The organism is Amycolatopsis sp. w19 (genome assembly GCF_051373225.1).
GTDB lineage: Bacteria > Actinomycetota > Actinomycetes > Mycobacteriales > Pseudonocardiaceae > Amycolatopsis > Amycolatopsis japonica.
This window is the reverse complement of sequence record NZ_JBPQFM010000035.1, coordinates 38,066-57,158: the sequence shown is the minus strand read 5'-3', so window position 1 is coordinate 57,158 and position 19,093 is coordinate 38,066. Positions and strand designations below refer to the sequence as shown.

17 protein-coding genes and 1 other RNA gene are annotated in these 19,093 nt (G+C 70.3%); 8 read left to right on the top strand and 10 right to left on the bottom strand.

What is annotated here, in order from left to right:
- Positions 1–1,227: DNA polymerase III subunit gamma and tau (locus tag ACSMFO_RS38005; protein ID WP_436462281.1), on the bottom strand; the 1,227-nt coding region annotated here is incomplete at its 3' end.
- An 83-nt stretch (positions 1,228–1,310) separates the two neighbouring features.
- Between ACSMFO_RS38005 and ACSMFO_RS38000 the strand changes: the two genes are divergently transcribed.
- Positions 1,311–2,144, top strand: a complete 834-nt coding sequence (locus ACSMFO_RS38000; RefSeq protein ID WP_436462280.1) for a spermidine synthase — start codon at positions 1,311–1,313, stop codon at positions 2,142–2,144.
- A 7-nt stretch (positions 2,145–2,151) separates the two neighbouring features.
- Here ACSMFO_RS38000 and ffs read toward each other — a convergent pair.
- Positions 2,152–2,246: signal recognition particle sRNA small type (gene ffs / locus ACSMFO_RS37995), an RNA gene on the bottom strand.
- 46 nt (positions 2,247–2,292) lie between these two features.
- Here ffs and ACSMFO_RS37990 point away from each other — a divergent pair.
- Positions 2,293–3,183, top strand: a complete 891-nt coding sequence (locus tag ACSMFO_RS37990) for a serine/threonine dehydratase (RefSeq protein ID WP_436462279.1) — start codon at positions 2,293–2,295, stop codon at positions 3,181–3,183.
- Here the strand turns inward: ACSMFO_RS37990 and ACSMFO_RS37985 are convergent.
- Complete coding sequence (locus ACSMFO_RS37985; RefSeq protein WP_436462278.1) at positions 3,161–4,642, bottom strand: sensor histidine kinase; 1,482 nt, start codon at positions 4,640–4,642, stop codon at positions 3,161–3,163. The genes ACSMFO_RS37990 and ACSMFO_RS37985 overlap by 23 nt on opposite strands.
- Positions 4,620–5,369: a response regulator transcription factor gene (locus ACSMFO_RS37980; protein ID WP_037334910.1), complete on the bottom strand. Its 750-nt coding sequence runs from the start codon at positions 5,367–5,369 to the stop codon at positions 4,620–4,622. Before ACSMFO_RS37980 ends, ACSMFO_RS37985 begins: the two co-directional genes overlap by 23 nt.
- Positions 5,370–5,539: 170 nt before the next feature.
- Between ACSMFO_RS37980 and ACSMFO_RS37975 the strand changes: the two genes are divergently transcribed.
- A complete protein-coding gene (locus ACSMFO_RS37975) occupies positions 5,540–6,085 on the top strand; it encodes a hypothetical protein (RefSeq protein ID WP_037334908.1) in 546 nt (181 codons plus the stop codon).
- Here ACSMFO_RS37975 and ACSMFO_RS37970 read toward each other — a convergent pair.
- Positions 6,079–7,137: a hypothetical protein gene (locus ACSMFO_RS37970; protein WP_436462277.1), complete on the bottom strand. Its 1,059-nt coding sequence runs from the start codon at positions 7,135–7,137 to the stop codon at positions 6,079–6,081. The genes ACSMFO_RS37975 and ACSMFO_RS37970 overlap by 7 nt on opposite strands.
- A gap of 52 nt (positions 7,138–7,189) precedes the next feature.
- Here ACSMFO_RS37970 and ACSMFO_RS37965 point away from each other — a divergent pair, with 52 nt between their 5' ends.
- The 3 genes from ACSMFO_RS37965 to ACSMFO_RS37955 all read left to right on the top strand — a co-directional run bounded on the left by ACSMFO_RS37965 (position 7,190) and on the right by ACSMFO_RS37955 (position 9,307).
- The gene (locus ACSMFO_RS37965; protein WP_436462276.1) at positions 7,190–8,359 is read left to right on the top strand and encodes a sensor histidine kinase; all 1,170 of its coding nucleotides are present in this window, start codon (positions 7,190–7,192) and stop codon (positions 8,357–8,359) included.
- Positions 8,356–9,009: a response regulator transcription factor gene (locus tag ACSMFO_RS37960; protein WP_350584312.1), complete on the top strand. Its 654-nt coding sequence runs from the start codon at positions 8,356–8,358 to the stop codon at positions 9,007–9,009. Before ACSMFO_RS37965 ends, ACSMFO_RS37960 begins: the two co-directional genes overlap by 4 nt.
- 82 nt (positions 9,010–9,091) lie before the next feature.
- A complete protein-coding gene (locus ACSMFO_RS37955; protein ID WP_016337955.1) occupies positions 9,092–9,307 on the top strand; it encodes a hypothetical protein in 216 nt (71 codons plus the stop codon).
- Positions 9,308–9,336: 29 nt separating this feature from the next.
- On the opposite strand, the gene ACSMFO_RS37950 is transcribed toward ACSMFO_RS37955, so the two are convergent.
- The gene (locus tag ACSMFO_RS37950; protein WP_436462275.1) at positions 9,337–9,819 is read right to left on the bottom strand and encodes a nitroreductase/quinone reductase family protein; all 483 of its coding nucleotides are present in this window, start codon (positions 9,817–9,819) and stop codon (positions 9,337–9,339) included.
- A gap of 117 nt (positions 9,820–9,936) precedes the next feature.
- On the opposite strand from ACSMFO_RS37950, the gene ACSMFO_RS37945 reads away from it, so the two are divergent.
- Entirely contained in the window at positions 9,937–10,626 is a 690-nt protein-coding gene (locus ACSMFO_RS37945) for a TetR/AcrR family transcriptional regulator (RefSeq protein WP_436462274.1), read from the top strand.
- Here the strand turns inward: ACSMFO_RS37945 and ACSMFO_RS37940 are convergent.
- On the bottom strand, positions 10,610–11,233 hold the full coding sequence (locus ACSMFO_RS37940) for a TetR/AcrR family transcriptional regulator (RefSeq protein ID WP_436462273.1): 624 nt from the start codon (positions 11,231–11,233) through the stop codon (positions 10,610–10,612). The two genes, ACSMFO_RS37945 and ACSMFO_RS37940, sit on opposite strands and share 17 nt — an antisense overlap.
- A gap of 9 nt (positions 11,234–11,242) precedes the next feature.
- The gene (locus ACSMFO_RS37935) at positions 11,243–11,437 is read right to left on the bottom strand and encodes a hypothetical protein (protein WP_038521226.1); all 195 of its coding nucleotides are present in this window, start codon (positions 11,435–11,437) and stop codon (positions 11,243–11,245) included.
- 169 nt (positions 11,438–11,606) lie between these two features.
- Here ACSMFO_RS37935 and ACSMFO_RS37930 point away from each other — a divergent pair, with 169 nt between their 5' ends.
- Positions 11,607–13,130 carry a 3-hydroxyacyl-CoA dehydrogenase gene (locus ACSMFO_RS37930; protein WP_436462272.1) on the top strand — a complete coding sequence of 508 codons (1,524 nt, stop codon included), beginning with the start codon at positions 11,607–11,609 and terminating at the stop codon, positions 13,128–13,130.
- A 63-nt stretch (positions 13,131–13,193) separates the two neighbouring features.
- Here the strand turns inward: ACSMFO_RS37930 and ACSMFO_RS37925 are convergent, their stop codons facing one another.
- Together ACSMFO_RS37925 and ACSMFO_RS37920 are read right to left on the bottom strand one after the other, a co-directional pair.
- On the bottom strand, positions 13,194–16,016 hold the full coding sequence (locus tag ACSMFO_RS37925; RefSeq protein WP_436462271.1) for a PQQ-dependent sugar dehydrogenase: 2,823 nt from the start codon (positions 16,014–16,016) through the stop codon (positions 13,194–13,196).
- A gap of 87 nt (positions 16,017–16,103) precedes the next feature.
- Entirely contained in the window at positions 16,104–18,914 is a 2,811-nt protein-coding gene (locus ACSMFO_RS37920) for a PQQ-dependent sugar dehydrogenase (protein ID WP_436462270.1), read from the bottom strand.
- Between the last annotated feature and the right edge of the window lie 179 nt (positions 18,915–19,093).

Genomic DNA, 19,093 nt, shown 5'->3' with positions numbered 1-19,093 from the left:
CGGGGCGGGCGCGGACTGCGCCACCGGAGCGGCCTGCGCCGGAGCAGCGGCGACGGGCGCCGGGGCCGAAGCGGCGCGGCGCTCAAGCCGTTCGAGGCGGGCGAGCAACGCGTCGGTACTCTCGGCGACCGACGGCAGCAGCATCCGCGCCGTCAGCAGCTCCAGCACGAGCCGCGGCGAGGTCGCTCCCCGCATCTCCAAGAGTCCATTGTGGACGATGTCGGCGTAGCGCGAGAGCGTGGCGGGCTCCAGTTTGCCCGCCTGTTCCTTCATCTTCTTGAGCTCGTCGTCCGGCGCGGAGACGAGGCCGCGTTCCCCCGCGTCCGGCACCGAACGCAGCAGCACCAGGTCGCGCAGGCGGTCGAGCAGGTCGGTGGCGAACCGGCGCGGGTCGTGCCCGGCCTCGGCGAGCCGCTCGACGGTGCCGAACACGGCGGCCGCGTCGTCCGCGGCCAGCGCGTCGACCATGCCGTCGATGAGCGCGACGTCGGTGACGCCCAGCAGCGACACCGCGCGCGAGTAGTCGACGCCGTCCGGCCCGGCTCCCGCCAGCAGCTGGTCGAGCACCGACTGCGTGTCCCGCGCCGAACCCCCGCCCGCGCGGATGACCAGCGGATACACCGCGGGCTCGACCGTCGCGCCCTCGGCGGCGACGTTGCGTTCCAGCAGCTCGCGCATGGAGCTGGGCGGGATCAGCCGGAAGGGGTAGTGGTGGGTCCGCGACCGGATGGTGGGGAGCACCTTGTCCGGTTCGGTGGTCGCGAAGATGAAGATCAGGTGCTCGGGCGGCTCTTCCACGATCTTCAGCAGGGCGTTGAAGCCCTGCGTGGTGACCATGTGCGCCTCGTCGATGATGAAGACGCGGTAGCGCGAGTCGGCCGGGGCGTAGAACGCCCTGTCCCGCAGCTCGCGGGCGTCGTCGACACCACCGTGGCTGGCGGCGTCGAGCTCGGTGACGTCGACGCTGCCGGGGCCCTCGGGCGCGAGGTTGCGGCACGAGTTGCACTCGCCGCACGGATCCGGCGTCGGGCCCTTCGCGCAGTTCAACGACCGCGCCATGATGCGGGCGCTGGACGTCTTGCCGCAGCCGCGCGGGCCGGAGAAGAGGTAGGCGTGGTTGATACGACCGGCGGCCAGCGCGATGCGCAGCGGATCGGTCACATGCTCCTGCCCGACGACCTCGGCGAAGGTAGCCGGACGGTACTTTCGGTACAGCGCTAATGCCACGGCGTTGAATCTAACAGTGGCGCGTAGCGTCTCCATTGAGGGCGGCGGCGGGGGCATGGATGGATACCGGGAGGGCCCGACAGGTGAGACCGGCACCGACCCCCGGCAGGTATCCGGTGCGCTTCGGCACCGCCGAACTGCTCCAGGACGCCGACCGTCCCAACGCCTGGATGATCTCGGTCGACGGCGTCGCCCAGTCGCACGTCAACCTCGACGACCCCACCGATCTCGAGTTCGACTACATCCGCAGGATCGCCGACGTCGTCGACTGCCTCGGCGAAGGCCCGCTCGACGCGCTGCACGTCGGCGGGGCGGCATGCACGCTCCCCCGCTACCTCGCCGCGGCGCGGCCGCGATCACGGCAGCTGGTCTTCGACGCCGACGGTGAGCTCGTCGCGCTCGTCCGCGAGCAGCTGGGCCTGAAGGGGCTGAAGGTCCGTGTCGGCGACGGCCGCGAAGGCGTCTCCGCCAGGTACGACGCTTCGGCCGACCTGGTCATCGTGGATGCTTTCGAACGCGGGATCCTGGCTGGCGGGCTCGCGACCGTCGAGTTCACGAACGAGATCGCGCGGGTCCTCCGCCCGGCCGGTACCTACGTCGCCAACGTGTCGGACGGGCCGAACCTGCCGTTCCTCCGCCGGTTCTTGGCGACGCTGGCGAGTTCCTTCCCCCACCTGGCGATCTTGGCCGAGCCGGGCGTCCTGCGGGGCCGCCGGTTCGGGAACATCGTGGTAGCCGCTTCCCGCGTCGAGCTTCCCGTCGCGGACCTGACCCGGCGCGCCGCTTCGTCGGCGTACCCGGCGCGCTGCGTCGCGGGAGAAGACCTGCGGCAGCTCCAGGGCAAGGCGAAACCCATCACGGACGCGGAAGCCCTGCCGTCGCCCGTGCCGCCGAAGGATGTGTTCGGGATCTTCTAGCCCCAAAAAAAGGGGACCCCGCGCACCCGTCAGAGCTTGCTTATCCTTGCTGCCTTCCGGCCCTGGGGAGGTTCACAAGATGGACGCCGCGCGGGATCCGAGGACCAGTGTAGTCACTCCCGTCCCGGCATGGAGGACAGTGGGGGGTATGAGTACTCCGACCTGGGAAGATGTCCTCAAGGCCGCCGAGGCCGTTCATCCGTTCGTGCGGCGCACGCCGGTGTTGCGCGCGGAAGTCGACGGGCGGCCGCTGGTCCTCAAGCTGGAGCATCTGCAGCGGAGCGGATCGTTCAAACTGCGGGGCGCGGTGAACGCGCTGGTGAGCGGCCCGTTGCCGGAGCGGGTGCTGACGGCGTCCGGCGGCAACCACGGGCTGGGCGTGGCGACGGCGGCTTCGCTGCTGAATCTGCCTGCGACGGTGTACGTGCCGGAGTCTGCTCCGCGGGCGAAGACGGTCCGGATCGAGGCCACGGGCGCGAAGCTCATCCGCCACGGAGCGACGTACGCCGAGGCGGCCGCGAAGGCGCTCGAAGCCGCCGCTGAGCCGGGTACGCGGTACCTGCACGCGTACGACGATCCCGCCGTCGTCGCCGGTCAGGGCACCGTCGCGGCCGAAGTGGTCCAGGACGCGCCGGACGTCGACGCGTTCCTGGTCGCGGTCGGCGGTGGCGGGCTGGTCGCGGGGACGTCGCTGGCCGGGTTGCCGACGTTCGCCGTCGAGCCGGAGCGGTGCCGCGCGCTCGGCGCCGCGCTGGAGGCGGGCGAGCCGGTGGACGTGGAGATCGACTCGGTGGCCGCCTCCGCGTTGGGCGCGACCAGGGTCGGGAACGTCCCGTTCGCCGTGCTCCGGGATCGGGTGACGTCCGTGCTGGTCAGCGACGAGGAACTGCTCGCCGCGCGGGACCGGCTCTGGGACGAGTTCCGCCTCGCCGTCGAACCGGCCGCCGCGGTCCCGTTCGCCGCGTGGCTGGCCGGGCGGACCGAAGGCGAGCTGCCCTGCATCATCCTCTGCGGCGCTAACAGTGAGTGGAGGCCCTGAGCATCACCCGGAACTCCGTGTGTCCCGGGCGGCTGGCGACGCCGACCTGCCCGCCGTGCGCGGCGACGACGGCCGCGACGATGGCCAGCCCGAGCCCGGTGCTGCCCGCAGCCCGCGACCGTGAGTCGTCGCCGCGGGCGAAACGTTCGAAGACCTCCGGGAGGATCTCCGGCGGGATCCCCGGCCCACCGTCGACAATGGACAGCGTCACCGTCGAGTCCACTATGGACAGCGAGGTGGTGACCTCGGTGCCTGCCGGGGTGTGCGTGCGCGCGTTGCCGAGCAGGTTGATCACCACCTGATGCAGCTGATCCGCGTCACCGAGGACGGTGATCGGCTCCGGCGGGACCTCCAGCAGCCATTTGTGCTCCGGCCCGGCGACATGCGCGTCGGCGACGGCGTCCGCGACCAGGCGGGAGAGGTCCACCGGCCGGCGCACCACCGGACGGCCGGAGTCGAGCCGCGCGAGCAGCAGCAGATCCTCGACCAGGCCGGTCATCCGCGTCGATTCCGACTCCACGCGGCCCATCGCGAACGCGATGTCCGGCGGCACCTCGGAGCCGGAGCGCCGGGTGAGTTCCGCGTAGCCGCGGATGGCCGCGAGCGGCGTCCGCAGTTCGTGGCTGGCGTCCGCGACGAACCGGCGCACCCGGCTTTCGCTGGCCTGCCGGGCGGAAAGCGCGTTCGAGATGTGGCCGAGCATGCGGTTGAGCGCGAACCCGACCTTCCCGACCTCGGTCCGCGGATCCGTGTCCACTTCGGACACTCGCTCGGACAACGCGACCTCGCCGCGATCCAGCGGGAGTTCGGCGACCCTGGTCGCGGTGGCGGCCAGGCGGTCGAGGGGTTTCATGGTGCGCCGCACGGTCACCGCGCCGAGCGCGCCCGCCAGCAGGATGCCGCCGACGGCGACCCCGCCGAAGATGAAACCGAGGTTCCACAACGTATCCGTGACGTCCTTGGTGGGCAGGCCGGTGATCGCGACGCCGCCGCCCGCCGTTTTCTTCGCCACCACGCGGTATTCCCCGAGCGACCCGAGGTTCACGTCGGTCGGCTTGTCACCCGTCGTCGACCGCAGCAGGGTGCCGATCTGGGTGGGGCTGATCTCGTCGTGCGGGAACGGATCGGTGACCTTCGCGTCGTAGCTGGACCGCAGCACAGCCGCGAGCACGCGTCCGTCCGGGAACACGTTCACGAACAACGAACCGGTGCTCTGCCCATACGCGCGAAGGCCCTCAGGAACCCTTTCCCCGCCGGGGCGGCCCGGTGGCGGCGGGCGGCTGGCACGCTCGCTGGTCTCGGCGAGGCGGGCGTCGAGCTGGTCGATCAGGAAGTTCCGCAACGCCAGTTCGGTGACCACGCCGACCACCAGGCAGACGAGCGCGAGCAGGCCCGCGACCTGCGCGATCAACCGTCGCCGCAGGGACCACGGCCGCCTACCCCGCGGGTTTGAGGACATACCCGGCGCCGCGCATCGTGTGGATCATCGGTTCCCTGTCGGCGTCGATCTTCTTGCGGAGATAGGAGATGTAGAGCTCGACGATATTGGCCTGGCCGCCGAAGTCGTAGCTCCACACCCGGTCCAGGATCTGCGCCTTGGACAGCACACGCTTCGGATTGCGCATGAGATAACGCAGCAGTTCGAACTCAGTGGCGGTCAACGGCACCAAGTCGCCACCCCGGTGCACCTCGCGGCTGTCCTCGTCCAGGGTCAGGTCGCCGACGACGAGCGTCGACCCGCTCGGCCCGGCGACCCCGCCCGCGCGGCGGAGCAGCGCGCGCAACCGCAGCGCGACCTCCTCCAGGCTGAACGGTTTGGTGACGTAGTCGTCGCCACCCGCGGTGAGACCGGCGATCCTGTCCTCCACCGCGTCCTTCGCGGTCAGGAACAGCACCGGCAGGTTCGGCACCTCGGAACGCAGGCGGCGCAGGACTTCCAGGCCGCTCATATCCGGCAGCATGACGTCCAGCACCACCGCGTCCGGCCGGAATTCCCGCGCGACGCGGACGGCCTCGGTGCCGTCGGCGGCGGTGCGGATGTCCCAGCCCTCCATGCGCAGCGCCATCGACACGAGTTCGGACAAGGTCGCCTCGTCGTCGACGACCAGCACCCGTACGGGGCTGCCGTCGGCACGGCGCAGGCCGGCCTTCGCGGAACCGGACGAAGGGACGTTCACACTGGTCATGGTGCCATCCTGGGCGGCGCCGATGAGGCTTCTCTGTGTGCCGCCTGTGCGTTTCCTGTGAACGATCACCCTGCCGGGGTGCGAAACACAGCGCGTGCCCACCGGCGGCACAGCTTCCGCACAGCGACGGCGCCGACCATGGCCGCAACCGAGTACAGGGAGGCGTCCAGATGACCGAACCGACCGAACCCGCCGAATGGGGTGCGCCCGCCCCGGAAGGCGAACCGAAGAAGACCTGGTCGGGTCGCAAGACCGCGATCGCGGCCGGGGCGGCGGTCGTGATCGCCGCCGGCGGTGGCGCCGCGATCTGGGCCGGGACCGCCGCGAACGGCGCCGAACGGGGCACGATGACAGGCGGTCCCGGCGGCGGCCGGGTGCTCATGGGCCCCGGCGGGGGTATGCCTCGCGACACACTGCACGGCGACTTCGTCGTCTCCGACGGCAAAGGCGGCTACAGCACCGAGCGGACGCAGACCGGGGAGGTCACCGAGGTCAGCGCGACCTCCGTCAGCCTGACCAGCAAGGACGGCTACAAGCAGGTCTACACGATCGACGCGTCGACCATGAAGACCGGCGAGCCCAAGGTCGGAGAGACGGTGATGGTGACCGCCAAGGTCACCGGGAACACCGCGACGGCGACGACCATCGGCAAACCAGGACAGAACCAGCGCGGTGGGCCGCCCGGACAGGGCCAGGACGGTCAGCGGCGCTACTGAGCCAGCTCGGCGAGCAGCGCGGCGGCCGTTTCGGCGGGTTCCTGCCCTGAGGTGTCGAGGACGACGCGATCGCCGCCGGAGCGCCGCATCCGCGCCGCTTCGGCGACCGCACGCGCGGCCACCCGGTCCCGTACGCCGGGTAGCGCGCCGCGAAGTTCATCGCCCGCCAGCAAGGCGGACTCGCCTTCGGCCCGGCGCCGGACTCGCTCGGTGAGCGTGGCGTCGTCCGCGTCGAGGTGGACGACGGTGACCGCGTCGAAGGCCCGCCGGTGCTCCGGGCGGAATTCCCGGGCCACGACGATCAGCCGCTTCGCTCCCGCGTCGCGATAGCCGCGCCAGACGGCCGAAAGGAGCGCAGCTTCCAGTGCCGGATCCGGGCCGGGGTGCGCGAAGCCGAGTTGCGCGAGATCGACGTAGGCCACGGGCATCCCGCGCTCCCAGAGATCGCGGAGCGCGCTGAACGCGGCGGTCGACTTGCCGACCGCCGTCGGGCCGGTCACCACGGTCACCGGTCCGGGCTGAGGCTGTCCCGCGTCCGGCGTGCGAACGGTTCCGGCGTCCAAGGTGCAGCGGCGGAACAGCGCTTCGACGGTCTGCTCGGGCCGCTGTCCGGTCGTGTCCATCGCCTCGCCGAAACCGGCGCGGTCGTAGACGTCCGCCACCGCGAAGAGGTCGGGCAAGGCCGCGGCGGGTGAGCCACGGCCGAGGAAGCGGCTCCGGAGTTCGTCGCGATCGCACGTCAGCCGGATGAGGGTGAGGTCGAAGTCCGGGCCCTCGATGTGCGGCTTCGCCGGGTCCACCACCCCGGACACGACGATCTGCGCGGTGCCTCGCAGGACTTCCAGTACGCGCAGCAGATTGGCCGCCTTGATCGCGTGCGCGGCGTCCCCGCCGCCGGGCGGCGGGCCGATCAGCCCGAGCTGGTCGATGTCGACATACGCGACGCTGCCGCCCGCTTGCGTCAGGCGGGTGTACAAATCCCAGGCGGTGGTCGATTTCCCGGTTCCCGGTGCCCCGGTCGTCCAGAGCACGGGTGTCTTCGCTGCCCCCATGGGTTTCGATCTTAGGAACCCCTGTCCAGCGAAATAGGGCAGAGTTGAGCGCGTGCGGGACATCAGCGGTTCGTTGGCGAGGCAGGCGTGCGCGGTCGCGGCGGTCTGCCTGATCGCCGACGCCGGGCTGTTCCTCATCGCCGGTCCGCCGCTCTCGCTGGGCTGGCAGGCTTGGGTTCTCCTGATCGGCGGCATCCTCGCGAACGCCGCGCTCGCCGGGCCTTCGCGGTATTCCGGCTGGGTTTCCGCCGCACACGGCGCGTTGCTGGCCGCCGCGCCGCTCCTGCTGTTCCCGTACGACCATTACCTGCAGGCCACCAACGCCGGCGTGCTGATCGCGGGTTACCGCGCGGGCGCCTGGCTCGCGACCAGACCCGCGGTGGCCGCCCTGGTGACGATGCTCGCCGGGCTCGTCGCCTGCAATCTCATCCCGGTCGACCGCGGCGACCGGGACTGGCGCCTGCTGGTCATCGACGTCGGCGTGAGCGGTTTGCTGCCGTGGATGGTCGGCCGCTACACGACCGCGCGGCGCGCGTACATCGCCGATCTCCAGCGCGCGGAGGAACAACGGCAGCAGCACGAAGCGGAGGCCGTCCGCCGTGCCGTCGTCGAAGAACGCACGACGATCGCCCGCGATCTGCACGACGTGATCTCCCACCACGTCAGCGCGATCGGCGTGCACGCCGGTGCCGCACGGCTCGGGCTGCCGGAGGGCGAACCCGCCGTCCGGCGTTCGCTCTCCGCCGTCGAATCGTCGAGCCGGGCCGCGATGGCCGACCTGCGGCGCCTGCTGGATCTGTTGCATGGCAAGGAGAACGGTGCCGTGCAGCGACAGCCGGGGCTGGACAACCTCGACGAACTGCTCGACAACCTCCGCACCGCCGGGCTGCCCGCGCGGCTGACCAGTCACGGCGGACCGCGCGAACTCCCGGGTTCGGTGGACATCGCGTTGTACCGCATCGCGCAGGAGGCGCTGACGAACGCGCTCCGGCACGGGGCCGGTGGGATCGTCGAGATCGACCTCGCCTACCGGCAGACGGAAGTACTCCTCACGATCACCAACGAGATCGGCCGCCCGAACGCGTCGGCCGAGTCGACGAAACGCGGTCTCGCCGGGATCAGGCAGCGGGTCGCGTTGTTCGGCGGACAGGCCGAATGCGGACCGCTCGACGACGGGCGGCACTGGCGGGTTCGAGTCGGTTTTCCTTTGGAGGCACAGTGATCCGGGTTCTGCTGGCCGACGACCACGCGATGTTCCGGTCCGGGATGCGCGCGGTGCTCGACACTCAGGCGGACTTCGAATGCGTCGGCGAGGCGGCGGACGGACGCGAGGCCGTCGCGCAGGCGGCCTCGCTGCGGCCGGACGTCGCCGTCCTCGACGTCCGGATGCCCAAATTGGACGGTCTGGCCGCGACCGAGGCAATCATGTCCGCGCGCGAGCTCGACACCCGGGTCCTCGTGCTGACGACGTATGACTCCGACGAGTACGTGTATCGCGCGCTTCGCGCCGGTGCGAGCGGGTTCCTGCTGAAGAGCCTCGCGCCCGAAGAACTCGTCTCGGCCATGCGGGTGGCCGCGCGTGGCGACGCGCTGATCGACCCGACGGTGACCCGGCGGCTGGTGTCGACCTTCGCCACCAGCATCGAACCCGCGGCCGCCGAACCGGCCGAACTGGAACGGCTCACCTCACGCGAACGCGAAGTCCTCCTGCTCGTCGCCGACGCCTCCAGCAACGCGGAGATCGCCGTGCGCCTGCACGTGGGCGAGGAGACGGTGAAGACCCACGTCTCGCGGATCCTGGCGAAGCTCGGGCTGCGGGACAGGGTGCACGCCGTCGTCTACGCCTATCGCAACGGCTTGGTGGGGAACTGACCCCGCCGGGCTTGATCGGTTCGCCGGGCGGGACACCCGATGCCAGAATCGCCACAGGGCACGTCGACGCGGGGAGCTGTGGATGAAACGCTGGGTCACGCTCACGATCGGGCTGGTCTTCCTGCTGGTCGGCGGTGTCTGGGTGCTGCAGGGCGCCGGTGTGCTGACCGGCAGTTTCATGACCGGGCAGAAGCTGTGGTTCCTGATCGGGCTCGTCGCGTTCCTGGTCGGGGTGGTGCTGGTGGCGGCCACCGCCCGCCGCACACGGCAGACCTCCGGTGAGGACCGGGCCGACTAGCCGGGGCCGTCACCGCCGGACACGCGTGCTCAGGCGATCTTGAAGATCGGGTAGCCGGGCGCGATCTCCAGCAGCTTCTCGTCCGACGCCTTCGCGTCGACACCGTCGAAGAACACCCCGACCTCGAACTTCCAGCGCTTGAGGTACGCGCGCAGGATCTCGGGCTTCTCGTGGTCGGCGAGTTCGGTGTAGGTGAACGTCTCGGTGCGGCGTCCGACGCTGAGCTGCCCCTCGCCGGCGACGCGCAGGTTCCGCACCCACTGCGTGACACCGCGCGGAGCGACCAGGTAGCGCTCGCCGTCCAGCTTCAGCAGGTTGACCGGGACGGAGCGCAGTTCGCCGCTCTTGCGACCGCGGACCGAGAGCACCCGGCTGCCCAGGACGCTGACGCCGAGCTTCGTCAGCTTGAGCACGAACTCGTTGAACGCGTTGGTCGCCTTGGCCGGCTTGACGTAGCGGATCGCGGCGGTCTCCGGGGCGGCTCCGGTGGTGGCGGCGGCGTTGGTGGTCATCTCGTCTCCTCGAAGTCTGCGAGAGCAGTGCTCTCTGTTAAGAGCAGTGAACACCAGGGCGGTGCGCCATGTCAAGAGCAGTGCTCTCATTTAGGTGCGATGCTCTACAGTGAGAGCATGGCCGCCACTCAGACCGCGCGCGAACGTGCCCGCGCCGAACTCACCCGTGAGATCAAGGACGAAGCCCGCCGCCAGCTCGCCGAAGTCGGCGCGCTCGGCCTCTCCCTCCGCGCGGTCGCGCGCGAGCTGGGCATGGTGTCGTCCGCGCTCTACCGGTACTTCTCCAGCCGCGAGGAGCTGCTGACCGCCCTGATCGTCGACGCCTACAACGCCGTCGGAGAAGCCGCGGAGGCCGCCGACGACCCGAAGAAGAGCCCGCTGGCACGGTGGGACTCGATCTGGCACGCGGTTCGCGCCTGGGCGAAGGCGCATCCGCACGAGTACGCGCTGATCTACGGTTCGCCGATCCCCGGCTACCAGGCTCCGCAGGACACCGTCGCCCCCGCCGGTCGGGTGGCCTTCGCCCTGGTCGCGGTCCTGCGCGACGCGAACCTCCGCGTCGAGACCGAGGTCGGCGAGATGCCGGTCGAGCTGCTGCACCAGCTCGACGCGCTCACCGAAATCCTCAAGGTCAACCTGGGCCCCGAGACCGCCTCCCGGCTGATCATGGCCTGGACCCAGCTGTTCGGGATGATCAACTTCGAGCTGTTCGGCCAGTACGTCGGCTCCGTCGACCCGGCGGACGCCTTCTTCGCGCACGGGGTCCGTCAGATGGCCGAGTTCACCGGGATCAAGATGACCGGCTGAGCGCGGTCCACGAGCGCATCAGCAGCTGGACGGCGTCCACGACGTCCTCGTCGCCGGTTCCCTCCGGGCTGAGGAAGCGCTGCAGCAGGAGACCGTCCTCGAGCGCGTGCAGGATCATCGCGAGGAAGGCCGGATCGGCGGGCGGTTCCGCGCCCCGCGCGGCGAGCTCGGTCCGGATCGAAGTCTCCAGCAGCGCCCTTGTCGACTTCTCGCCTTCGCCGACGAGCGGGCGGGCATCGGGATTCCGCAACGCGTAGAGGGCCAGCTCGGTGCGCAGCGTCAGCCAGCCGGCGAGGTGTTCGGCGCGCTCGACGTTCCAGGCGCGCAACCGGTCCATCATCTCGGCGAAGGACCCGACGCCGTCACGCAACGCGGCGACCTCCTCGGCCTCGCGCTGGGTGCGGCGGCGCAGCAACTCGACGACCAGCTCGTGTTTGCCGTCGAAGTTGCCGTAGAAGGCGCCGCGCGTGAAACCCGCCCGCTCGGCGATCTGCTCGACGGACGTGCCGTTGACCCCGCGTTCGGAGAACAGCTCGGCGGCCGCCGCGAGCAGGCGCTGCCTGGTCTGCTCGCGGCTCTCCTCCCGCGTCAAGCGTTTCGCCGTCACACGGCGATCTTAGAGTTCGGTCGCGGGCTTCCGTCCGGACAGCCAGACCCCGCCCGCGAGGACGGCGGCGGCGACCACGACGGCCAGTGCGGTGAGCGACCACAACGCCTGGCTCGCCAGGAACGCGGCGACCGCGCCGAAGAGAACGGCGACGAGGAGCAACGGCGTGGTCCGGACGGCTGCGGCGGCGGGGACGGTGGCCATGGGAGGTTTCCCTTCGGGGGTGGTGCGCGGAACACTCGGTTTTCGCGGAGGAGACCTCGGCGGCTCGGTGGCCTTACGCCGAGTGGCGCACGGATCACCCGTCCGGGCGAGATACCGGCGTGGCGGCTAGCGTCACGACGGGACTACATCGACGGAAAGGCGGCTCGCGGTGGAGAAGTGGGCGGAGCAGGTCGGCAGGATCCGGGTCATCGGAACCGGGGTGATGGGCCGGGGCATCGTCCAGCTCGCCGTGACGGCGGGGCTCGAGGTCGAGCTCGCCGACGCCCGGCCGGAGGCGGTCGGCGAGGCCATCGACCACGTCGGCGCGATGCTGGGCAAGCTCGCCTCGAAGGGCAAGATCACCGAGGAGGCAGCCGACTCGGCGAAGGGCAGGCTGATCGCGGCCGAAGGCCCGCTGGCCCCCGCCGACGGCGTCGACCTCGTCGTCGAAGCGGTTCGCGAGGATCTGGAGATCAAACGCGCGCTGTTCGCCGAGCTGGAACGCGTGTGCGGCCCGGACACCGTGTTCGCCACCAACACCAGCTCGCTCTCGGTCACCGAGATCGGTGCCGCGCTGACCGATCCCGGCCGGTTGCTCGGCCTCCACTTCTTCAACCCGGTCCCGCTGATGCGGCTGGTCGAGGTCGTGCCCGGCGCGCGGACCGCCGCGTGGCTGCCGCCCGCCATGACCGAACTCGTCCGCGGCTGGGGACACGAACCGGTCCTCGCCCGCGACGCACCGGGGTTCCTGGTCAACCACGCCGGCCGCGGGCTCGGCACCGAGGCGCTGCAGATCCTCTCCGAAGGGATCGCGAGCCCGGCCGAAGTGGACCGCGTCGCCCGTGACGTGCTCGGCCTGAAACTCGGCCCGTTCGAACTGCTCGACCTCACCGGTCTCGACGTCTCGCACGCCGTGCTCGAAAGCATCTGGAGCGGTTTCCACGGCGAACCGCGGTTGCGGCCGTCGTGGCTGACGCGCCCCCGCGTCGCCGCTGGGCTCTTCGGCCGCAAGAACGGTGAAGGCTTCTACAGCTATGTCGACGGGCAACAACAGGTCGAGCCGGAACCGGCCGCGCCGGAGGCCCCGAGCACTCCGGTGTGGGTCGACGACGAACGCCTCGGCACGCTGCTCTCGGCGGCGGGTATCCAGGTGGTGCACTCCGCCTACCCGGACACGGTCCTGATCGTCAGCCCGATCGGTGCGTCCACTGTGGACACCGCGCTCGCGGCGGGTCTCCCGCCGGAACGGGTCGTCGGCGTCGATCCCCTCGGCGGCTACGGGAAACGTCTGACGCTCTCGGTCCACCCCGCGCTCGACCCGGCCGCCGGCCGCACCGCCTGGGGCGCGCTCGCCGCGACCGGACTGCCGGTGACCGTGGTCCGCGACGGCCCCGCGCCGATCGCGCAGCGGCTCCTCGCGTCGATCGTCAACACCGCCTGTTTCATCGCCGGGCAACGCCTCGCGACGCCGGAGGACATCGACACCGCCGTCCGCCTCGGCCTCGGCTACCCGCGCGGGCCGCTGACCTGGGGCGACGAAGCGGGCGCGGATCTCGTGTTGCGTGTGCTGCGTGGTCTCGTCGCGAGCACGGGCGACCAGCGCTACCGGCCGAGCGCCTGGCTCACCGAACGGGTCGCGCTCGGCCTGCCGCTGACGTCGACGGGCACGTCACCGGCGGACCTCCTGCGCTAATACGTGAAGGCCCCCTTCCCGCGGCTCAGCCGAGGGAAGGGGGCCTTCACGCGCGTTTACCGCCTACCAGGCGCCGTCGGTCACGGTTCCGTTGGAGGCGTTCCAGAACACGTAGCCGCCCTGGAAGTTGTTCTGCCGTCCGCCGGTGACGACCATCTCGTCGGTGGTCGGGTAGCGCAGGTACGAACGCTCCCAGCCGCGCGCGGCCCAGCGTTTGCGGATCTCGCCCCACACGCCGTGCGCGTCGGTCGCCATCGACCAGTAGATGGAACCGGCCTTGGTGAAGTGGGTGTACCGGCCGGCACCGTCCGGCGTCGCCGCCTCGTCCATCGTCGGATAGCCCATGGGACCGGATTCCCAGCCGAGCGCCGCCCACCGGACACGGATCCGGCCGTAGATCGCCCGCGCGTCCGTCTGGACCGTGTAGTAGATCGACGCGGCGTTGCTGAAGTGGTTGTACCGGCCGAGCCCGTCAGGAGTACCCGCCTCATCGGTGCTCGGGTAGCCCAGCGGTCCCCGCTCCCAGTCGAGCGAAGCCCACTTCTGCCGGATCCTGCCGTAGATCGGGTGCGCCCCGGTGTTCACGGTGTAGTAGATCGACGTCTGCAGGACGCCGGGCCAGACCGGGAAGTGGTTGTACCGGCCGACACCGTCCGGAGTGGACTGTTCGTCGGTCGCGGGCGGCCCGAACTTCACGTGTCCGCCGGCGGCGAGGTACTTCTTGAGGATTTCGCCCTCGATCTGCTTCACGCCCGTGTCCTTCGACCAGTACAGCCGCCCGCGCTCGTAGGTGCGGAAGCGGACCGTGCCGTCGACGGCCTCGGGCGCGGTCGGCGCGCCGAGTCGTTGCGCCAGCGCGGGTTCGTCGCGGTAGCGCTTGTCGATCGGGGTGATGTAGTTCGCCGTGATCGTCAGATCCGTGGTGCCCATGGTGATCTCGGTCAGCCGCCCGGTCGCGCCGTTCGACCAGCCGGTGAAGGTCGAAGCGCCGTCCGAAGCGACCTCGGCCGCCTGGATCTCCACCTTCGCGCCTTCGACCACCATCGCCGACGAGGCCCCGCCTTCCGGCGTGATGCCCAGTGCCGCGGCGACGTTGCTGGTCAGCGTGAGCCGGTGCTCGCGAGGCTTCGCGACGTAGGTCTTCGAGACCTTGACGCCGGCGCTGTCGGTCGCCGTCGCGGTGAACTCCAGGTTGGAGTCCGTGTGATCGGTGAACGGCATGGCGAACTCGGGTCCGGTGCCGCTGTGGTCCGGATGCGCGTGGCAGACCGCGTTCTCGGGGCAGTGCCGGACCAGGGTGGTCCAGGTGACCGGGAGTGCGCCGTCCTCGGTGTCGGTCACGGTCGCGCCTACCTTGACCTCCTCGCCGACGGCGAACAGCCGCTCGCCGGGGTCGGTCATGGTCAGCTTCGGCGAGTGGTTCCCGGGCGCCACGGCGATGTCCGTGCTCCCGGACGCCTGCAGGCCGTCCTTCACCGTCAGCTTGGCGGTGAACTTCTCGGTGCCCGCCGGGTAGGCGTGGCTGACCTTGGCGCCGGCGCCGGTGGTGCCGTCACCGAAGTCCCACTCGTAGGTCAGCTGGTCGCCGTCGAAGTCGTAGGAACCGCTGCCGTCGAACGTGACCGTGCGGGTTTCGGGATTCGTTTCGGAAGTGGCGACCGCGACGGGCGCCTTGTTCCCGGTGGTGTAGCTGAGCCGGCGCAGCAGACCGCTGTAGATGTCGGCGTAGACGATGTCGCCGTTGGCCGCCGCCAGGAACTTGACCGGGCCACCGATGCCGGTGAACTTCGGCGGCGTCTCCTGCGGGCGGACGACGCGGCCCTGCGTGTCGTACTTGGCCGTCCACAGCTTCTGGGTGGCGTAGTCGCCGAAGAAGTACGCGCCCCGGTATTCCTCCGGGTACGACTCTCCATTGTAGACAATCCCGGCGGTGATGCTGTTGCCGTTGTCGACGCCCTGCCCGTGGCTGATCGCCAGCATCGGCGGGGTGTTCACGGCCGAAGCGCACTGCGGCATCGCGGAGAAACCGTCCGCGGGCTGGTTGCCTTCGAAGCAGGGCCAGCCGAGATTCGCGCCCTTCTGGACGAAGTTGATCTCTTCCCAGGTGCCCCAGCCGACGTCGCCGACCACCGGGAGACCACTGCTGGCGTCGAGGCTGAACCGGAACGGGCTGCGGAAGCCGCTCGCGAACACCTTGGAGCGCAAGGAGTTCGGGTTGGCCGCGGTGTAGTACGGGTTGTCGGGAACGCCCGCACCGTCCGCGGTGATGTGGAAGATCTTGCCGAAGATCTTGTCGAGGTCGTACACGTTGAGCGCGAACGGGTCGGCCGCGCCCTGGAACCGGGAGCTGTCGCCGGTCGAGACCCACACCGTGCCGTCGGGGGCGGCCACGACACCGGTGATGCCGTGGATGTCGGTGTTGGCGGCGCCCTCGATGAGCACCTTCTCGGCGGTCAGCCCGGTCGGCTGGGCGGTACCGGTGACCGTCCAGCGCGAAGCGCGCAGCGCGATCCCGCCGCCGGCGACGTCGACCGCGCGGGCCGTGTAGATCGTGCGGGAGGTGGCGTAGTCGGGCGCGATCGCGATTCCGACGAGCCCCAGGTCGCCTGTGCTGCGCACCGGCAGGGTGGCGATGCTCTGGGCCTGCCCGGTGGTGGACACCCAGGCGACGTTGCCCTGCTTTCCGGTGGTCAGCATCGAGCCGTCGGGCAGGTAGGCGAAGTCGGTCAGGTCGTACGGAGCCTGCCCGCTCTGCTGGTCACGCAGGACGAAGCCGGGCGGGAGCACCGGCGCCGCGGACGCGGATGTGGACGTCAGCGGCACCAGCAAGGTCACTATCAGCAACGTCACGAGGGCGTGACAGAGCGCACGGAATCTCGAAGGCATGCAAGGGCCCCTTTCCCCAGTCGAACGTCTCATCGAAGGGGCCTAGGTGGACATTTCACACTTTCGAGTGCCTTTATCGAACTGTGATCACCACCGTCGGTCGATCACCTGCCCCGTGGTCCGGTTCCAGGTGATGCAGCCGCTCTGGAAGCTGCTCTGCCGTCCGATGGGGATGCCGAACTCGTCCGTCGCCGGGTAGCGCAGGTACGACCGCTCCCAGCCGAGCGCGGCCCACCGCTGCCGGATCGCACCGTAGACCGCGTGCGCATCGGTGGCCATCGTCCAGTAGATCGAGCCCGCCTTGGTGAAGTGGTTGTAGCGGCCGACGCCGTCCGGGGTGGCGGATTCGTCCGTCGTCGGGTAGCCGAGCGGGCCGGTCTCCCAGCCGAGCGCCTCCCACCGGACCCGGATGCGGCCCCAGATCGCGTGCGCGTCGGTCTGCACCGTGTAGTAGATGGACGCCTTCTTGCTGAAGTGGTTGAACCGGCCTGCCCCGTCGGGAGTCGGGAGCTCGTCGGTCGTGGGGTAGCCGAGCGGGCCCGCCTCCCAGCCCAGCGCCGCCCATTTGACCCGGATCCGCCCGTACACCGGATGCGCGCCGGTCGACGGCGTCCAGTAGATCGACGACTGCATGGTGCCGGGCCAGGTCGGGAAGTGGTTGTAGCGGCCGACGCCGTCCGGGGTGGCGGTCTCGTCGGTCGCGGGCGGCCCGAACTTCCGGTGCCCGCCCAGCGCGAGGTACTTCTTGAGGATCTCGCCCTCGATCTGCTTCACGCCGGTCTCGGCGCTCCAGTAGAGCCTGCCGTTCGCGTACGGCCGGTAGCGCACGGTCCCGTCGGCGACCTCGGGCCCGACGGGTGCGCCGAGTCGTTGCCGCAGCGCGGGTTCCGCCTGGTAGCGCTTGTCGATCGGGGTGAGGTAGTTCGCGATCAGGGTCAGGTCGTTCGCCGGAACGGTCACGGTCACCGTGCGCGACGCCCGCCCGTCGGACCAGTTCGAGAACGTCGAGACGCCGTCCGCGGCGATCTCCTCCGCCACGACCTCGAACGTCGCGCCTTCGGTCACCATCGCGGTGCTGACCCCGCCCTCGGCCGGGATGCTCAACGCCGCCGCCACGTTGGCGGTCAGCGTCAACCGGTGCTCACGCGGCATGGCGACGTACGTCTTGCTCGCCGTCACCCCCGCACTGTCGGTCACCGACGCGGTGATCTCGACGCGGGAGTCCTGGTGGTCGGTGAAGGGCACGGTGAACGCCGGTCCACCGCCCGGCGAGCCGGGATGCGCGTGGCAGGTCGCTTCCTCCGGGCAGTGCCGGATGAGGGTGGTCCACGAGACCGGCAGCACGCCGTCCTCCGCGTCGGTCGCCGTCACCTCGACGACGACCGGTTCCCCGACCGCGAACGTCCGGGCGCCGGGATCCGTCATCACCGGTTGCGGCGAATGGTTTCCCGGCACCACGACGACGTCCGTACCGCCGGACGCGCCGAGACGGTCCGTGACGGTGAGCCGCGCCGTCGCTCTCGTGAGCCCGGCGCCGTAGGCGTGGGTCACGCGGACGCCGGTCTGGCTCGTGCCGTCGCCGAAATCCCAGTGGTAGGTCAGCGGATCGCCGTCGAAGTCGTAGGAACCGCCGCCGTCGAAGGTGACCGTGCGGGTTTCGGGGTTCGTTTCGGAAGTGGCGACCGCGACCGGTTCCGCGTTCGTCCCCGGATAGCTGAGGCGCCGCAGGTTGCCGGTGTGGATGTCGGCGTACACGATGTCGCCGTTGGCCGCGGCCGCGAACTTGACCGGACCGCCGACGCCGGTGAACTTCGGCGGCCGCTCCGGCGCGCGCACGAGCCTGCCCTGGCTGTCGTACGTCATCGTCCAGATCTTCTGCGTGACGTAATCACCGAAGAAGAAGGCGCTTTTGTATTCGTCCGGATAGGACGATCCACTGTAGACGATCCCGGCGGTGACGCTGTTACCTTCGTCGACGCCGGAACCGTGGTGGTACGCGGTGATCGGCGGCGTGTTGACCACCCCGGCACAGCCCGCCAGCCCGGAATACCCCGGTGTGGGGGCGTTTCCTTCCCAGCAGGGCCAGGCGTGGTTCGCCCCCGGCCGCACGACGTCCACCTCTTCCCAGGTGTTCCAGCCGACGTCGCCCACGACCGGCAGGCCGAGCCGCGGGTCGAGGGAGAACCGGAAGGGACTGCGGTAGCCACTGGAGAAGACCTTGGAGCGATTGGCATCCGGGGCCGCGGCGGAGTAGTACGGATTGCCGGGAACGCCGGCGCCGTCCGAGGTGACGTGCAGGATCTTGCCGTAGAGCTGATCGAGGTCGAGCGAGCGCAACGCGCCCGGATCCATCCTGGTGAAGTCGGCGGCGTCGCCGATGGAGATCCACAACGTGCCGTCGGGCGCCGTGACGAGCCCCGTGATGCCGTGGACGTCGTAGAACCCGGGAAGATCGACGAGCACCCGTTCGTTCGCGAGACCGGTGGGGACGTCCGTTCCGGTCACCGTCCAGCGCGCCACCCGCATGGTGAACGCGCCGCCGGCCGTGTCGAACGACCACGCGAGGTAGATCCGGTGCGACGTGGCGTAATCCGGCGCGATGGCGAGACCGACCAGTCCGAGGTCGCCGCCGTCGTGGACGGGAAGGTTCGCGATCGTCCTGGCCGGACCGGAGACCGGCACCCAGGCGACCTTGCCGCTCTTGCCGATGCTGAGCACGGAACCGTCCGGCAGATAAGCGAAATCGGTCAGATCGAAGGCGGCCTGACCGCTGGGCTGGTCGCGCAGGACGAAGCCGGACGCCCACGTGGGCGCTCCGGTCGCTTCCGGAGCGCCCACCCATCCCGGGAGAAGCAGGATGGAAACCGACAGTGCGACGAGTACCCGGCTCCAGATCATCGGCACTTCCCCATTTCCGGCGTGTCCTGGGCACGTCGCCGGGAGCGGGGAAGTCATTGCCGCCGGGAGCTTTCCTTTATCTCAAAGCAACCGAACCGCAATGATCCGCAGGAGAACGATGGCGCATGGCGATTCGGGTCAGGGCCGACGGCTTCTCCGGCATCTACTGGATTTGGGTG

Bases quoted from the DNA above. Each gene is read 5' to 3' on its own strand.
- ACSMFO_RS37990 (WP_436462279.1), top strand. From the start codon at position 2,293: ATGAGTACTCCGACCTGGGAAGATGTCCTCAAGGCCGCCGAGGCCGTT.
- ACSMFO_RS37925 (WP_436462271.1), bottom strand. From the start codon at position 16,016: ATGCCTTCGAGATTCCGTGCGCTCTGTCACGCCCTCGTGACGTTGCTG.
- ACSMFO_RS37955 (WP_016337955.1), top strand. From the start codon at position 9,092: ATGAAACGCTGGGTCACGCTCACGATCGGGCTGGTCTTCCTGCTGGTC.
- ACSMFO_RS37980 (WP_037334910.1), bottom strand. From the start codon at position 5,369: ATGACCAGTGTGAACGTCCCTTCGTCCGGTTCCGCGAAGGCCGGCCTG.
- ACSMFO_RS37945 (WP_436462274.1), top strand. From the start codon at position 9,937: ATGGCCGCCACTCAGACCGCGCGCGAACGTGCCCGCGCCGAACTCACC.
- ACSMFO_RS37935 (WP_038521226.1), bottom strand. From the start codon at position 11,437: ATGGCCACCGTCCCCGCCGCCGCAGCCGTCCGGACCACGCCGTTGCTC.
- ACSMFO_RS37920 (WP_436462270.1), bottom strand. From the start codon at position 18,914: ATGATCTGGAGCCGGGTACTCGTCGCACTGTCGGTTTCCATCCTGCTT.
- ACSMFO_RS37975 (WP_037334908.1), top strand. From the start codon at position 5,540: ATGACCGAACCGACCGAACCCGCCGAATGGGGTGCGCCCGCCCCGGAA.
- ACSMFO_RS37950 (WP_436462275.1), bottom strand. From the start codon at position 9,819: ATGACCACCAACGCCGCCGCCACCACCGGAGCCGCCCCGGAGACCGCC.
- ACSMFO_RS37985 (WP_436462278.1), bottom strand. From the start codon at position 4,642: ATGTCCTCAAACCCGCGGGGTAGGCGGCCGTGGTCCCTGCGGCGACGG.
- ACSMFO_RS37970 (WP_436462277.1), bottom strand. From the start codon at position 7,137: ATGGGGGCAGCGAAGACACCCGTGCTCTGGACGACCGGGGCACCGGGA.